Origin of the sequence: Bacillus cereus group sp. MYBK222-1, from assembly GCF_051916425.1 — a bacterium.
GTDB lineage: Bacteria > Bacillota > Bacilli > Bacillales > Bacillaceae_G > Bacillus_A > Bacillus_A paranthracis.
The window spans coordinates 255,803-270,311 of sequence record NZ_JBQAGP010000004.1; the positions used below are offsets into that span (position 1 = coordinate 255,803).

Consider the following 14,509-nt stretch of genomic DNA (forward strand, 5'->3'; position numbering starts at 1 on the left):
ATGGTAACGGAAAAAACGTTAAGAACGTGTGAAAAAGGACATGAGTACTATAAAAGTAGCGATTGTCCAACTTGCCCAACCTGTGAGAAAGAGAGAACGCCAAAAGAAGGGTTTCTTTCCCTTCTTTCAGTGCCAGCAAGAAGGGCGCTAGAGCATCATGGAATTCACACTGTAGAAGAACTCTCAAAGTATAGTGAGAAAGAAGTTTTAAAACTGCATGGTATGGGACCTGCGTCGATGCCGAAGCTTAGAAAGGCTTTGGAGGAACAAGGATTATCATTTAAATAAAAAGAGTGCTATGCTCTTCTAGAAGAAATAGAAAAGAGTCCATCACGTTAGATGGACTCTTTTACTATCTACCTATAAAGAGTAATTACAGGGCAACTGTTTGATTAAGCTGTTCCAATCTGGTCTTGATCCGCCACATCAGAATCAAACGTATTTGTTGCACTAACACCGTTAAAAGTATTCACGACAAATCCAACATTGGAAGCTCCAGATCCATTATAAGCTTTCGTATTTTCTTTCGGAGAAACGTTATAAAAATCCCCTAAATTGAAAGAACCATTACTGTTTTGCACGACGAGATTTCCAACAACAGAAGGCATACCATCCACCTACTTTACTAAACTTTGTAATTACTATATGAATTATTGTGCGGAAGGTTCATCTGTAATATATTGGCGAATTTGCATAATACGAGAGTTATTAAAAACATAATCAACATTTCCAATTTGAAATCCACCAGAGTTTAAAAGTGTGCGCAATTCAACGTTATTCACTTCAATAAAAGGACATTCATTTACAATGTTTAATTTTACATCTGTCGTTCGTTTCGGGATTGTAATGTATTCATCTGTAAAGATTTCAAATGCATCTAAGCGACCTTCGTCTTTTATATAACAAGGGAATTCCCGGTGAACGGCAAGAGCTCTACTTTTTAATTCCATTTGATTGGCATCTCCAACTTGAAATACGGCAGCAATCCCTAACGAAACAATAGAAACATTTTGGACAATAGACACGTGATGTAACATAATTTCTCAGTCTCCTTAACCTGGAGTAGGAGGGACATCTGTTACTAATGGCACAAATGGACCCTCTGTAACAGTTTCAAACGGCGTATCAAGAATAGAAGATAGAATGAGGAAATTTGCATCCCCAATTAAAAAGAGTGCGGACGACGATACACCGTTCATTTTAATCTGTCCGACTTTGAACTCGCGGTTTACAACGTTAAGGTTCATACATACTTACTCCTTTCGGAAATTGCCCGGTATGTGTTGAATAAAAGAGAGGAAGGCTTTGTCGATATCATGTTTCATAGCTTGAATAATGATATCTCGTAAATAATCTGGATCTGTTGAAATCCCTTCATGTGATTGTGCTTGTGATAAATAATAAGGAAGTCTATGCTCCATCTGTTTCTTTATGTCGTCAACCATCATTTGTCGATACATTTCATCGAGCGGCGTTCTCTCTTCCTGTTCAAAATGGAGAATTCGATTATATGCTTCTTCATCTAAGTAACGATGCATTTCCTGAAGGATACCTTGGTAAAAGTCTGGGTTTGTATCTGTTTCAGGATTGACCTTCAAAGTTTCCGTGTCAACTTGAAAATCCTCAATTTGTTGTCCTTTTGTTGAAAATGGATTTAATCCAATATTTAAAGTGCCATTTAAATTTTCTACTTTTAATTGATCGAATTTATATTCCACTTTTCCTATAGAAGAGGAGGGGCGACTTTTTAATTCATTAAGCTCTTCTTGTAATTGACGAACTTGATCTTCTAAGTTAAGAATGGTCGCTTGTTGTGCTTGAAGAGCTTGTTGAAGTTGGTGTAAGTAAGTATATATATCTTGATTCATTTGTGAAACCTCCTTTTCAATAGGGAGGGTAAATATATTCCTACTATATATTTATGACAAGGATGTCTTAAGAAGAACTAGTTGATGGTTTGATAGAAATAATTTGTCCTTTCGCTTGTAATGGGCGAAGGGGTTCTGTAAATCCGCCAGTATTTGAGAATTTAGATAGGGCTTTAATACTTCCGGCAGTACCAATCTGGAATACAGAAGAGGTTGTAATGCTATCAATTTTAATACTGTTAATGATGATGCTTTGGTTTACATAAAAATTCAATACAATCGCCCCCTTTAAGTTGAACCAATTATCGCTTGATCAACAACATCTGAATCATTAACAGTCGTTGCGCTTTGATAATTGTAGACAGAAACGTTATCTCCAACATTAAAAGAGCCGGCCCCAGCGAAAGCGCGTGAATAACTAATAGGCCTAATCGCAAATACATCTCCAATATGAAAAATACCACTTGATCCAATATTAACGATACGAATATGTCCGACCATAGCTGGCATACAAAACACCTTTCGTTTTTAAAATTTTCTTTTCTACTATTGTATGGGCGTTTTTAATAAAATGTGTGTTTTTTTGAAATAAAAGAAACACACACGTTATTGTGTGTGTGTGTCGAGTGTTTGATTAGGGTGAAAATCCGTATGTACATGCCAAATTGCATTTAAGAGCCTGTCCAGTTCTTGGCTACAATCCACTGTTTTTTGAGAAGTCATTCCGTAGCGTTCAGCAAAATAAATCATTTTTTCACGTTTTTTTTCAATCGCTTGCTCAAACATTGAAATCGGCTCCATCTCTAAATGAAATTTTTAGTATATATGTAGTACATATTATACAAAAAAAACATAAAAAAGAAATGCATTCGCTAAAAAAAGTAAAATTTCTACATTTTATGCCAAATGATAAAGGAGTAACGAATCGGATATGAGAAGAATATTGTAAAAATTAGCGTGTATGAGAAGGTTTTTTTCTTACAGATGCGAATACAATTAAAAGGTATGAGTTTTAGGATGGAGAGTGGAAATGTTGCGTTTGGTAACGGCGAAAAAAGAAGAAAAGGTATTTGTAGGTATTGTGGATGAAGAAGAAGAAAAGGTATTGCACTTAAGAGAAGCGCAAAGGCAAAAGGGAGAAAAGGTTACAATCCCTATTACAATGTTAGAATGTATTGAAAGAGGAACCGAATGTGTTGAAAAAATGTGTGAAATTGTCAATTGGGCGAAGGAAAATGAAGGAACGGCGTATTACCCGTTAACTGAGGTGAAAATATTAGCACCAATTCCAAGGCCAAGAAAGAATATTCTTTGCGTTGGAAAAAATTATCGTGAGCATGCGATGGAAATGGGCGGCGTAGAGTCAATTCCAGAAAATATAATGATCTTTACGAAAGCACCAACGACAGTGATTGGAATGGATGAAAAAATTAATAGTCATCCCCACGCAACAAATGAATTAGACTATGAAGGGGAACTAGCTATCGTCATTGGTAAGCGAGGGAAACAAATAAAAAAAGAAAAAGCGCTTGAGCATGTTTTTGGTTATACCATTATAAATGATATAACTGCTCGCGATATTCAAAGGAAGCATAAGCAATTTTTCCTTGGAAAAAGTTTCGATACATTTTGTCCGATGGGACCGTATTTAATTCATAAATCGATGGTTAGTGCGCCAAATGCGTTACACATTGAAACGGTAGTAAATGGAGAAGTAAGACAAACTTCAAATACAAATAAAATGATTTTTTCAATAGAAGAAATCATTTCAACGATAAGTAAAGGAATGACATTAGAACCAGGAGATATTATCGCAACAGGAACCCCGGCTGGTGTTGGAAAAGGTTTCACACCACCGAAGTTTTTGCATGCCGGTGATGAAGTAGTTGTTACAGTAGAAGGAATTGGTACTTTGCGAAATGTAGTGAAGTGAAGAAAAGAGCTATCTTATTAATAAGATAGCTCTTTTCTATGGTCTTGGGTGATAGAGGTAATCGATAACGGAAAAAGTGTAAAGACCAATGACTGCAAGTGTACAAATGCCAAATAGTATAACCGTAAGTGCGCTTTTTTCGCGTCCAAAACCAATGATAGTAAGAATAACAGTAGTCCAAAATGATGCTTTCAGTAGTGTGAATGTAGTGGGAGTTGAGTAGTGACTAAGCGATGTTACGGAAAGTAGGAAGCCAAAGAATGTAACTAAAAGAAAAGTTGTAGCTAAATAGTTAATATGTTTGCCGTATCTTAATAACATATCGCACCTCCTTTATGAATTTAAAATACAGAAAATTACAATTTTATTTTAGTATAAATCAATATAAAATGAAAGAGGTTGTCCCAACATGTAGGACAACCTCTCTATTATTACGATAATACAGCTTTAATTTTTTGGAATGCCCACTCTAAATCTTCTTCAGAGATTACTAGAGGTGGTGCGATACGAATTACGTTTTCGTGTGTTTCTTTACATAACAGTCCAGCTGCTTTTAGTTGTTCACAGTAAGGGCGAGCTGGCTCGTTTAATTCGATACCGATAAATAAACCTTTACCGCGAACTTCAGTAATCATTGGGTTATCGATTTCTTTTAATTGTCCAACTAATTTTTCACCTAATTGAAGAGAACGCTCTGTTAATTTTTCTTCTTCTAACACTTCAAGAGCTGCGATAGAAACAGCACATGCAAGTGGATTACCACCGAATGTAGAACCGTGAGAACCTGGCTCAAATACCCCTAAAATGTCGCGGTTTGCTGCAACGCAAGAGATTGGGAATACGCCGCCGCCAAGCGCTTTACCAAGTATGTACATGTCAGGAGTTACACCGTCCCAGTCACAAGCAAATACTTTACCAGTACGGCCTAAGCCAGTTTGGATTTCATCTGCTACGAATAAAACGTTTTCTTTTTTACATACTTCAAGAGCTTCTTTTAAGAAACCAGCTGGGGGGATGTTAATCCCTGCTTCACCTTGGATTGGCTCTAAAATGAATGCAGCTGTGTTTGGTGTAATAGCAGCTTTTAACGCTTCTAAATCACCGTAAGGAATTACAACGATGCCAGGAAGCATTGGACCGAATCCGCGCTTGTACTCTTCGTTTGAAGACATAGAAACAGCACCCATCGTACGTCCGTGGAAGTTATCTTCACAAACGATAATTTCAGCACGGTTTGCTTCTACTTTCTTCACATCATAAGCCCAGCGGCGAGCTGTTTTAATTGCAGTTTCAACAGCTTCTGCACCTGTATTCATTGGAAGTACCATTTCTTTATTAGTTAGTTTCGCAACTTTTTCGTACCAAGGACCTAATTGATCGCTATGGAAAGCACGAGAAGTTAACGTAACACGATTAGCTTGGTCAATTAAAGCGTTAATAATTTTTGGGTGACGATGACCTTGGTTTACTGCCGAATATGCACTTAATAAGTCCATATAGCGGTTTCCTTCAGGATCTTCTACCCAAACGCCTTCTGCTTTAGAAATAACGATTGGAAGTGGGTGATAGTTATTTGCCCCGTATGTGTCTGTAAGTTCGATAATATCCTTAGTTTGAATCATGATTGTTCCCCCTTTTGTTATTACAAGAAGTTTGTAAATACTCTAAATATTATAGCATTTAAATGTAAAAAAGCGAAACATTTCCTGAAAATAAATGAACATGTTATCATATAGAGTGAAAAAGTGTGAAAAGAGGAGGTAAGGGATACGATGGTACATATGCATATTACAGCATGGGCGTTAGGTTTAATTTTATTTTTCGTTGCGTATTCACTTTATTCAGCAGGAAGAAAAGGGAAAGGTGTACATATGGGGCTTCGTCTTATGTACATTATCATTATTGTGACAGGTTTCATGTTGTACATGGGTATTATGAAGACTGCAACAAGTAACATGCACATGTGGTATGGTTTAAAAATGCTAGCTGGTATTTTAGTTATCGCTGGAATGGAAATGGTTCTTGTGAAAATGAGCAAGAACAAGGCAACGGGGGCATTCTGGGGATTATTTATTATCGCGCTTGTAGCGGTATTTTATCTAGGACTGAAATTACCGATTGGTTGGCAAGTATTCTAATAAAGAAAATAAAACCACCTTATAATCTCAAATATTTGGGAGATAAGGTGGTTTTTTATTTTATGTTGCATCGATATGCAACTCTTCTCCGTTTACTTTCGTAAAACGAAACATATTTTTATTTGACGTAGCGTGACGAACGAAATGGTGCTGTAGTGAACAAATCATTTCTTCGTTATCGAATAAAAGAATATTTACTCCTTCGCATGTTTCCTCTTTCGGTAAGAAGGATAAATAATTATGACAATACATGCAATCATATAAAGAGTAATGAAGTGATTGCAATGATTCTGTTAATAAGGCGAAGACAGAGTCAGGTAATTCCTCAAGCCATTCTGTATAGCTAAGGAGTAATTTTTTACGAATGCGTATCATTTCCCCATTTTGCAAATGGTGCTGTTCGTTGGCGATTTGTAATATATCTTGTTCATAGAAACGAGCCGGTAGCCAGTTGTTGTTATATAAAATTTCAAATCCATCTTCGGCAATATCTTCTAATAAAAATGCTTCCTCATTTTCGTCATCAAAGAATATCCATTCATTGTTTATATATTCTACATTACCGACTGTATGAGCGCGAGGCTGGTTATATAAAATATGTTTACGTTGTATCATACACGATTTCTCCTTTTGAAAAGTAGTTATTCCTGTTATAGACAGTTCGTGCATTCTTTATAACTAGACACATCCGGACATAGGTGGGCATACAATAAAACACGTTTTACTGAGTGAAAATGCTATTCCATATGTGGATAGTAGGTTATCGTCAAGTTTGTCATTTTTTTGATCCGCACTTTTAGAGTGGGGTTACTGCACGTTCAAGAAAAGAAATAAGATGGAAGGATGATTTATATGTGCGGGATTACAGGATGGGTGGATTATAAACGCTCATTAGAAGGAGAACGGGACGTCGTTACGAAGATGGCTGAGACGTTAGCGAAGCGTGGTCCAGATGATAATAAAGTTTGGATTAAAGGCAATGTTGCATTTGGGCATAAACGGTTAATCGTTGTTGATCCTGAAGGTGGTAAACAGCCGATGACTTGTTTAAAAGATGAAGCAAATTATGCAATTTGCTATAACGGCGAACTTTATAACACGGAAGACATCCGAAAGGAACTATTAAGAAGAGGATATACCTTCAAAGGTCACTCTGATACGGAAGTATTGTTAGCTTCTTATATCGAATGGAAAGAAGAATGTGTCGATCATTTAAACGGTATATATGCGTTTGCTGTATGGGATGAACAGAAAGAACAAGTGTTTATTGCGCGCGATCGATTAGGGGTAAAACCACTATTTTATAAATATGACAGTGGGCGATTACTATTTGGCTCAGAGTTAAAAGCGATATTGGCGCATCCAGATGTGAAGGCGGAAGTGACGTTAGAAGGATTATCTGAAATATTTGGCCTTGGACCATCTAGAACACCTGGCCACGGCATTTATGCTGGTATAAAAGAATTACGTCCAGGTCATGCGATGACATTTTCAAAGAACGGTTTATGCATATGGAGATATTGGAATGTAGAAAGTAAAAAGCATGAAGATTCCTTTGAAGAAACAGTAGAAAAAACACGCTTTTTATTACAAGATGCGATTACAAGGCAGCTCGTTTCTGATGTACCATTATGTACTTTTTTATCAGGCGGTGTAGATTCAAGCGCTATAACAGCAATTGCTGCAAAAGAATACGAAAGATCGGGAAAAGGTCAATTACACACGTATTCGGTTGATTACGAAGATAATGACAAATACTTTAAAGCAAATGCGTTTCAGCCAAATTCAGATGCACCATTTATTCATTTAATGACGGAGACGTTTCAAACGATCCATCATCGCTGCGTCATTTCAAATGAACAATTAGCGCAGTATTTAACAGAAGCAGTACTCGTTCGTGATTTGCCTGGTATGGCAGATATCGATTCGTCATTATTATGGTTTTGCCGCGAAATTAAACAAGATTTTGTCGTCGGTTTATCTGGGGAATGTGCAGATGAAATATTTGGTGGTTATCCGTGGTTTTATAGAGAAGATGATTTACAATCGAGCGCATTTCCGTGGATGCGTTCTACAGAAGCGCGTGAACAATTGCTAAAGAAAGAATGGAGAAATAAATTAAATTTACAACAATATGTACAGCAGCGCTATGAAGAGTCCATTCAAGAAGTTCCTATTTTAGATGGGGAAAGTCCGCTAGAAGCAAAAAGACGCCAATTATTTTATTTAAATATGGTATGGTTTATGACAACATTATTAGACAGAAAAGACCGTATGAGTATGGGGGCGAGCTTAGAAGTACGCGTTCCATTTGCAGATCATCGTCTTGTCGAATATGCGTGGAATATTCCTTGGGAAATGAAAATGTATAAAAACCGCGAAAAAGGTCTATTGCGTAAAGCGTTAGAAGGGTTACTTCCAAATGAGATATTATATAGAAAGAAGAGCCCGTATCCAAAAACACATAATCCGCACTATACGAAAGCAGTAACAGTATGGATACAAGATTTATTAACAGATAAAGGCTCGATTTTACACGAGCTATTTGATAAAGAACAGCTGAGTGGATTAATTGAGTCAGGCGGCAGTGCATTCCAAACGCCATGGTATGGTCAATTAATGACTGGGCCACAACTTTTAGCTCATTTAGCACAAATTCACGTTTGGTTTAAAGAATATGGAGTAAATATTAAAGAATAGGAGAAAAGCGACTTACTTTATAAGTAAGTCGCTTTTTATTAAATAAATTGTCATATAAAATTCAAAATCATATTAGAGAAAATACTTATTTAGAATAATTATCTTTACGTACTTATTATTAGTTGTTATAATTGGAAACAAATGTTCTTGAAAAAGATTCTCATTTATAAAATTGAGGTGTTATATAGATGAAAAAGAAAAAAATAGGTTTACTCGTAATGGCGTATGGAACGCCGGATTCATTAGATGAAGTAGAGGCATATTATACACATATTCGTCATGGGCGTAAGCCATCAGAAGAAGCACTCCAAGATTTAATTGGACGCTATAAAGCGATTGGTGGAATTTCACCGCTTGCAAAAATTACGAAAGAGCAAGCGCATAAATTAACAGACTCAATGAATAATATGTTTACAGAGTATGAATTTAATTGTTACTTAGGCTTAAAACATACTGCTCCGTTTATAGAAGATGCAGTAGAAGAGATGAAGCGCGATGGAATTGAGCAAGCAATTAGTATCGTATTAGCGCCGCATTATTCTACCTTTAGCATTAAGGCATATAACGAGCGTGCAATTCGTCTCTCGGAGGAAATAGGTGGTCCTGTTATTGAACCAATTGAACAATGGTATGATGAACCGAAATTTATTTCGTATTGGGCAGATCAAATAAAAGAAACATTTACAAAAATTGAAGATAAAGAGAAAGCAGTTGTAATTTTTTCTGCGCATAGTTTACCAGAAAAAATTATTGCAGCAGGTGATCCTTATGTGGAGCAATTGCAGCATACGGCGGATTTAATCGCAGCAGCTGCAAACATCCAAAACTATACAATAGGTTGGCAAAGTGCCGGAAATACACCTGATCCATGGATTGGACCGGATGTGCAAGATTTAACGAGAGATTTATTTGAAGAGCATAGATATAAATCTTTCATATATTGCCCAGTTGGTTTTGTGGCAGAGCATTTAGAAGTTTTATATGACAACGATTACGAGTGTAAAGTTGTGACGGATGAATTAAATGCTGCGTATTTTAGACCAAATATGCCGAATGCACAATCTACATTTATTGATTGTTTAGCTACAATTGTTTCCAGAAAAATGAAAGAAATAGTTGACAAAGAACTAATTTTGAATAATAATTAATTTATAATAATTTTAAATAAATAATAATTACTATGAAAGAAAGAGGAGGATCCCCCTAGATGAATCCAAATAATCGCTTAACCACAAACCAAGGTGCTCCGGTCGGAGATAACCAAAATTCTCGTACAGCTGGTCGCCGTGGACCAGTATTATTAGAAGACTATCATTTAGTAGAAAAATTGGCTCACTTTGATCGTGAACGTATTCCAGAGCGTGTTGTGCACGCACGTGGTGCAGGTGCTCACGGTGTATTCGTTACGAAAAATAGCATGAAGCAATATACGAAAGCAGCATTTTTACAAAATGAAGGAACTGAAACGCCTGTGTTTGTTCGTTTTTCAACGGTTATTCATGGTCAAGGTTCTCCTGAAACAGCACGTGATCCACGCGGTTTCGCTGTTAAATTTTATACAGAAGAAGGAAATTACGATATTGTAGGTAACCATTTACCAGTCTTCTTCATTCGTGATGCAATTAAATTCCCTGATATGGTGCATTCTTTAAAACCAGCACCTGATACAAATATTCAAACACCAGATCGTTACTGGGATTTCATGACGTTAAGTCCAGAATCTACACATATGATGACATGGGTATTTTCTGATTACGGTACACCAGCAAGCTATCGTGAAATGGAAGGTTTCGGTGTACATTCATTCAAATGGATTAATGCGGAAGGTAAAATCGTCTACATTAAATATCATTGGAAGCCACAGCAAGGTGTACGTAACTTAAGTGCAAAAGAAGTGCAAGAAGTACAAGGAAAAGACTTCAACCATGCAACTCGTGACTTATTCGATGCAATCGAAAAAGGAAATTACCCGAAATGGGATTTACACGTACAAGTGATGCAACTAGATGAAATGGATTCTTTAGACTTTGATCCACTGGACCCAACGAAAGTATGGCCAGAAGATCGTTTCCCATTAATGGAAGTAGGGACAATGACGTTAAACCGTAACCCGAAAAACTTCTTCGCGGAAGTAGAACAAGTAGCGTTCTCTCCAAGTGCAACTGTAAATGGTATTGAACCATCTGAAGATAAATTATTACAAGGTCGTTTATTCTCTTATCCAGATACACAGCGTTACCGCCTTGGTGCAAACTACTTACAAATTCCTGTAAACTGTCCATACGCAGCTGTTCATAATCAACAACGTGATGGTGCGATGCAAATCAATCAAAACCCATCTACAATTAACTATGAACCGAGCCGTCATGCTGAAAATCCAGTTGAAGACCCAGCTTACCGCGATTCAACTATGAAAGTAGAAGGCTATGTATCTCGTGAGAAAATTGACAAACCAAATGATTTCAAACAAGCGGGTGAGCGTTACCGTTCATTCTCTAAAGAAGAGCAAGACAACTTAATTGCAAACTTAACAAATGACTTAAAAGACGTAAATGAACGTACGAAATTACTAGCTGTATGTAACTTCTTCCGTGCAGATCAAGAGTACGGTATGCGTTTAGCGCAAGCATTAAACGTTGATATTACGCAATATGTAGGAAATGCTCCGAAATAAATTGGAAAAGACGACTGTTATGAAACGGTCGTCTTTTTTTGTTTATGTAAAGTTACACGCGGGTATTCTTCAGTTTCATTATGTCGGAATTTGTTGGTAAATCGATATATCGTGTCGAAACGTCGATATATTGAAATAATCGCTGATATATTTGAAAAATCGTCGATATATCCGAAGAATCGCTGATATATTTATATTAATACCGCTCAGGGTATGGTGCCGGCAAGTCTAATAAAAAGAGATGCAATCTACTATCAATAGATTGCATCTCTTTTTTAGTTCACTCGCTCAGTATATTCATAAGCTTTCTCTCCATGCATTGAAATATCAAGTCCCATATGTTCCTCGTGCTCATCTACCCGGACAGGGAGGAAGAAGTTAATTGCTTTAATAATCGCGTACGTCATTATAATTGTGAACGCATATGTTGCGCCGATTGCTACAAGTTGTTTCAACAGCAGCGCGGCGTTCCCGTAAAATAATCCGTTAGCGCCATCACTGTTTACGGTGGTAGTTGCAAATAGTCCTGTCGCAATGCCGCCCCAAGTTCCGCCGATGCCGTGACATCCAAATGCATCGAGTGTATCGTCGTATCCGAATTTTGTTTTTAAGAAAAAGACCGCTCCGAAGCATAATACGCCGCCAATTGCTCCGATAAGAAGAGCTGAGAAAGGTGTAACGAACCCGCAAGCTGGTGTAATAGCGACTAGGCCGGAAACAACGCCGCAAGCAGCTCCCATCGCGGTCGGTTTTGATTGGAAGAACCACTCTGAAAGCATCCAAGTTAATGCGGAGGCAGCGGCGGCTATATTTGTATTAATAAATGCAGTTAAAGCTACGTCGTTTAAAGATAATGCGCTTCCGACGTTAAAACCGAACCAGCCGAACCACAGTAAACCAGCGCCTAACATCGTAAATGGTAAATGATGAGGAGACGAACCGTTTATGTTTTTGCGTTTTCCAAGGAAAATAGCTAATACAAGGCCAGCCACCCCAGATGTAATATGAACGACATTACCACCAGCGAAGTCTAACGCACCAAGTTCTCTTAGCCATCCGCCAACGCCCCATACCCAATGAGCGACAGGATTGTAAACGATTGTTGTCCATAGAAGGATGAAAATAAGGAAAGCTGAAAATCGCATTCTTTCGGCAAATGCTCCTGAAATTAAAGCGGGAGTTAAAATAGCGAACATGAGTTGAAACATCATAAATAAATTGTGAGGAATAGTAGATGAGTAGTCTGGATTTGGTGCGTAGCTAACTCCGTTTAAACCGAACCAATCGAATGTGCCGATAAGTCCGTGCCAATCTGGTCCGAATGATAAAGAATAACCAATTACAATCCATTGAATCGAAACGATAGCCATTGCACTATAACTATGCATTGTCGTACTGAGTACGTTTTTACTGCGAACCATCCCTCCATAAAAAAGTGCTAATCCTGGTGTCATTAACATGACCATTACTGTCGCTACAAACATAAAAACCGTATCTCCTGTATTCATGCTCTCTCCTCCTGTAATGTTAGAAAAAATAACATCAATTTGTTATGTTTCATATCATATTCGAAATAAAAAGAAAAATCAACTAAAAATTCAGAAAATTTTATATGTAATGTTAGAAAACCTAACATGTATTAATTTGATAAGAATGAAATCAACGTATGCGATTCGTTTGGATAATTGGTATAATATTCTTACAATTAAAATACATGGGGGATGCGTGTGGGGAAAATACATACTAGGAAACTATTCATTTGTTTTTGTTTAGCTGTCGTTTTGTTTGTACCAATACATACATTTGCAGACGAAAAAAGAGAGTGGCGAGATGAAGTTATATATTCCATTATGATTGATCGTTTTAATAATGGGGAACCGAAAAATGACAAACAGTTAGAAGTTGGCAATTTAGAAGGATATCAGGGCGGAGATATAAGAGGTATTATAAAAAGAATGGATTACATAAAAAAAATGGGATTTACTACTGTTATGCTTTCGCCGCTTTTTGAAAGTGTAAAATACGATGGGTTAGACGTGCGCAATTTTCAGAAGGTAAATGAACATTTCGGAACAGAAAATGATGTGAAAGAACTTGTGCAAGAAGCTCATGCAAAAGGAATGAAAGTTGTATTTCAATTTCCGCTTGGAGAAAACGAACAACAAGTAATCGACTCGATGAAATGGTGGATCAAAGAAGTTGATTTAGATGCAAGTTATGTAATACATAGTGAAAAAAAATCGCCTGCTTTTTGGGATGATGTGCAAAAAGATATGCAAGTGATAAAGAAAGATTTTCGAGTTATGACAAAAGAAGATAGTGAATACAACGAAAAAATAGTAGATGCGTTTTCCAAAGCGGACGTATCGGTGAAACCTTTATATGATGTAAGTAAAAAAGACGGAGCAGCCGCTACATTTTTAGATAATCAAGATACAAAAAGATTTGCTCGTATTGCAAAAGAGAATATGAATTATCCACCATCTCGTTTGAAACTAGCTCTTACATATTTATTAACAACACCAGGTATTCCGAATTTTTATTACGGAACTGAAATTGCATTGGATGGAGGAGGTACGCCAGATAATAGACGATTAATGGACTTCAAATCAGATGAAAAGTTTATGCAACATATAACGAAACTCGGTGAGCTTAGACAAGCGAGACCATCTTTACGCCGCGGTACGTTTGAGCTTCTATACGATAAAGATGGAATGAGTGTACTAAAGAGAAAGTATAAAGATGAAGTGACAGTAGTAGCGATTAATAATACGAGAGAAACACAAAAAGTTGCTTTACCTGCAAGTGCGATTGGTGAAAAACAAGAGCTAAGGGGATTGTTAGAAGATGAAATTATAAGAGAAGAAAACGGAAAATTTTATCTCGTTTTAAAGCGTGAAGAATCAAATGTGTATAAAGTTAACGGGGAAACAGGTGTGAATTGGCTATTTATTTCTTTAATCGTCGGTGTGAACGTATTGTTTATTGCTTTTTTAATTGTGGTTAAAAAGAAGCGGAAATAAGGGGATATTCTCTTTTGTGTTCAATTAAAAGTGCGTGATGAGGTGAGATGTTCAAGTCTTCTTATCGTATTCGTAATTCTGTATTTTGGGGATAACAGTGACGATGGGGAATTTGTTCGGTGGGACAGGCTAAGGAGAAAACTTTCTCCCTAGTCTGTTTTTCTTTGAAGTAA

18 protein-coding genes are annotated in these 14,509 nt (G+C 37.0%); 7 read left to right on the forward strand and 11 right to left on the reverse strand.

Going from position 1 to position 14,509, the window contains the following annotated elements; genetic code table 11:
* Entirely contained in the window at window positions 1-288 is a 288-nt protein-coding gene (locus ACTFR9_RS19995) for an RNA polymerase alpha subunit C-terminal domain-containing protein (RefSeq protein ID WP_000255721.1), read from the forward strand.
* A gap of 104 nt (window positions 289-392) precedes the next feature.
* Here the strand turns inward: ACTFR9_RS19995 and gerPF are convergent, their stop codons facing one another.
* From gerPF to ACTFR9_RS20030, 7 genes are all read right to left on the reverse strand, one after another.
* Window positions 393-608 (reverse strand): spore germination protein GerPF, encoded by a 216-nt coding sequence (gerPF, locus tag ACTFR9_RS20000; RefSeq protein WP_001141566.1) that lies wholly within the window; start codon window positions 606-608, stop codon window positions 393-395.
* A 42-nt stretch (window positions 609-650) separates the two neighbouring features.
* Window positions 651-1,037, reverse strand: coding sequence for a spore germination protein GerPE (locus ACTFR9_RS20005; protein ID WP_000902335.1), 387 nt, complete (start codon window positions 1,035-1,037; stop codon window positions 651-653).
* A gap of 15 nt (window positions 1,038-1,052) precedes the next feature.
* Complete coding sequence (gene gerPD / locus ACTFR9_RS20010) at window positions 1,053-1,247, reverse strand: spore germination protein GerPD (protein ID WP_001052802.1); 195 nt, start codon at window positions 1,245-1,247, stop codon at window positions 1,053-1,055.
* Window positions 1,248-1,253: 6 nt separating this feature from the next.
* The gene (gerPC, locus tag ACTFR9_RS20015) at window positions 1,254-1,868 is read right to left on the reverse strand and encodes a spore germination protein GerPC (protein ID WP_001070747.1); all 615 of its coding nucleotides are present in this window, start codon (window positions 1,866-1,868) and stop codon (window positions 1,254-1,256) included.
* Window positions 1,869-1,935: 67 nt separating this feature from the next.
* The gene (gene gerPB / locus ACTFR9_RS20020) at window positions 1,936-2,142 is read right to left on the reverse strand and encodes a spore germination protein GerPB (protein WP_001012508.1); all 207 of its coding nucleotides are present in this window, start codon (window positions 2,140-2,142) and stop codon (window positions 1,936-1,938) included.
* A 14-nt stretch (window positions 2,143-2,156) separates the two neighbouring features.
* Entirely contained in the window at window positions 2,157-2,378 is a 222-nt protein-coding gene (gerPA, locus tag ACTFR9_RS20025; protein WP_001111188.1) for a spore germination protein GerPA, read from the reverse strand.
* 96 nt (window positions 2,379-2,474) lie between these two features.
* A complete protein-coding gene (locus ACTFR9_RS20030) occupies window positions 2,475-2,654 on the reverse strand; it encodes an aspartyl-phosphate phosphatase Spo0E family protein (protein ID WP_000462840.1) in 180 nt (59 codons plus the stop codon).
* Window positions 2,655-2,898: 244 nt separating this feature from the next.
* On the opposite strand from ACTFR9_RS20030, the gene ACTFR9_RS20035 reads away from it, so the two are divergent.
* A complete protein-coding gene (locus tag ACTFR9_RS20035) occupies window positions 2,899-3,801 on the forward strand; it encodes a fumarylacetoacetate hydrolase family protein (protein ID WP_000945298.1) in 903 nt (300 codons plus the stop codon).
* 36 nt (window positions 3,802-3,837) lie between these two features.
* On the opposite strand, the gene ACTFR9_RS20040 is transcribed toward ACTFR9_RS20035, so the two are convergent.
* Both ACTFR9_RS20040 and rocD read right to left on the reverse strand, forming a co-directional pair.
* A complete protein-coding gene (locus ACTFR9_RS20040) occupies window positions 3,838-4,122 on the reverse strand; it encodes a hypothetical protein (protein WP_000926868.1) in 285 nt (94 codons plus the stop codon).
* A 110-nt stretch (window positions 4,123-4,232) separates the two neighbouring features.
* Window positions 4,233-5,423, reverse strand: a complete 1,191-nt coding sequence (gene rocD / locus ACTFR9_RS20045; protein WP_000616655.1) for an ornithine aminotransferase — start codon at window positions 5,421-5,423, stop codon at window positions 4,233-4,235.
* Between the two features lie 150 nt (window positions 5,424-5,573).
* Between rocD and ACTFR9_RS20050 the strand changes: the two genes are divergently transcribed.
* Entirely contained in the window at window positions 5,574-5,939 is a 366-nt protein-coding gene (locus ACTFR9_RS20050; protein WP_000233491.1) for a YisL family protein, read from the forward strand.
* 60 nt (window positions 5,940-5,999) lie between these two features.
* Here the strand turns inward: ACTFR9_RS20050 and ACTFR9_RS20055 are convergent, their stop codons facing one another.
* Complete coding sequence (locus tag ACTFR9_RS20055) at window positions 6,000-6,554, reverse strand: DUF2777 domain-containing protein (RefSeq protein WP_098946651.1); 555 nt, start codon at window positions 6,552-6,554, stop codon at window positions 6,000-6,002.
* A 237-nt stretch (window positions 6,555-6,791) separates the two neighbouring features.
* Here ACTFR9_RS20055 and asnB point away from each other — a divergent pair, with 237 nt between their 5' ends.
* The 3 genes from asnB to katB all read left to right on the forward strand — a co-directional run bounded on the left by asnB (window position 6,792) and on the right by katB (window position 11,313).
* A complete protein-coding gene (gene asnB / locus ACTFR9_RS20060) occupies window positions 6,792-8,639 on the forward strand; it encodes an asparagine synthase (glutamine-hydrolyzing) (protein WP_000333972.1) in 1,848 nt (615 codons plus the stop codon).
* 188 nt (window positions 8,640-8,827) lie between these two features.
* The gene (gene hemH, locus ACTFR9_RS20065; protein WP_000727370.1) at window positions 8,828-9,787 is read left to right on the forward strand and encodes a ferrochelatase; all 960 of its coding nucleotides are present in this window, start codon (window positions 8,828-8,830) and stop codon (window positions 9,785-9,787) included.
* Between the two features lie 59 nt (window positions 9,788-9,846).
* Entirely contained in the window at window positions 9,847-11,313 is a 1,467-nt protein-coding gene (gene katB / locus ACTFR9_RS20070; RefSeq protein WP_001069173.1) for a catalase KatB, read from the forward strand.
* A 275-nt stretch (window positions 11,314-11,588) separates the two neighbouring features.
* Here the strand turns inward: katB and ACTFR9_RS20075 are convergent, their stop codons facing one another.
* Window positions 11,589-12,821 (reverse strand): ammonium transporter, encoded by a 1,233-nt coding sequence (locus ACTFR9_RS20075; RefSeq protein WP_001091647.1) that lies wholly within the window; start codon window positions 12,819-12,821, stop codon window positions 11,589-11,591.
* Between the two features lie 213 nt (window positions 12,822-13,034).
* Here ACTFR9_RS20075 and ACTFR9_RS20080 point away from each other — a divergent pair, with 213 nt between their 5' ends.
* Complete coding sequence (locus tag ACTFR9_RS20080; RefSeq protein WP_048520013.1) at window positions 13,035-14,336, forward strand: alpha-amylase family glycosyl hydrolase; 1,302 nt, start codon at window positions 13,035-13,037, stop codon at window positions 14,334-14,336.
* The last annotated feature ends 173 nt before the right edge of the window (window positions 14,337-14,509 follow it).

Coding starts and splice junctions, on each gene's coding strand:
- ACTFR9_RS19995 (WP_000255721.1), top strand. CDS start 1: ATGGTAACGGAAAAAACGTTAAGAACGTGTGAAAAAGGACATGAGTAC.
- gerPF (WP_001141566.1), bottom strand. CDS start 608: ATGCCTTCTGTTGTTGGAAATCTCGTCGTGCAAAACAGTAATGGTTCT.
- ACTFR9_RS20005 (WP_000902335.1), bottom strand. CDS start 1,037: ATGTTACATCACGTGTCTATTGTCCAAAATGTTTCTATTGTTTCGTTA.
- gerPD (WP_001052802.1), bottom strand. CDS start 1,247: ATGAACCTTAACGTTGTAAACCGCGAGTTCAAAGTCGGACAGATTAAA.
- gerPC (WP_001070747.1), bottom strand. CDS start 1,868: ATGAATCAAGATATATATACTTACTTACACCAACTTCAACAAGCTCTT.
- gerPA (WP_001111188.1), bottom strand. CDS start 2,378: ATGCCAGCTATGGTCGGACATATTCGTATCGTTAATATTGGATCAAGT.
- ACTFR9_RS20030 (WP_000462840.1), bottom strand. CDS start 2,654: ATGTTTGAGCAAGCGATTGAAAAAAAACGTGAAAAAATGATTTATTTT.
- ACTFR9_RS20035 (WP_000945298.1), top strand. CDS start 2,899: ATGTTGCGTTTGGTAACGGCGAAAAAAGAAGAAAAGGTATTTGTAGGT.
- ACTFR9_RS20040 (WP_000926868.1), bottom strand. CDS start 4,122: ATGTTATTAAGATACGGCAAACATATTAACTATTTAGCTACAACTTTT.
- rocD (WP_000616655.1), bottom strand. CDS start 5,423: ATGATTCAAACTAAGGATATTATCGAACTTACAGACACATACGGGGCA.
- ACTFR9_RS20050 (WP_000233491.1), top strand. CDS start 5,574: ATGGTACATATGCATATTACAGCATGGGCGTTAGGTTTAATTTTATTT.
- ACTFR9_RS20055 (WP_098946651.1), bottom strand. CDS start 6,554: ATGATACAACGTAAACATATTTTATATAACCAGCCTCGCGCTCATACA.
- asnB (WP_000333972.1), top strand. CDS start 6,792: ATGTGCGGGATTACAGGATGGGTGGATTATAAACGCTCATTAGAAGGA.
- hemH (WP_000727370.1), top strand. CDS start 8,828: ATGAAAAAGAAAAAAATAGGTTTACTCGTAATGGCGTATGGAACGCCG.
- katB (WP_001069173.1), top strand. CDS start 9,847: ATGAATCCAAATAATCGCTTAACCACAAACCAAGGTGCTCCGGTCGGA.
- ACTFR9_RS20075 (WP_001091647.1), bottom strand. CDS start 12,821: ATGAATACAGGAGATACGGTTTTTATGTTTGTAGCGACAGTAATGGTC.
- ACTFR9_RS20080 (WP_048520013.1), top strand. CDS start 13,035: ATGCGTGTGGGGAAAATACATACTAGGAAACTATTCATTTGTTTTTGT.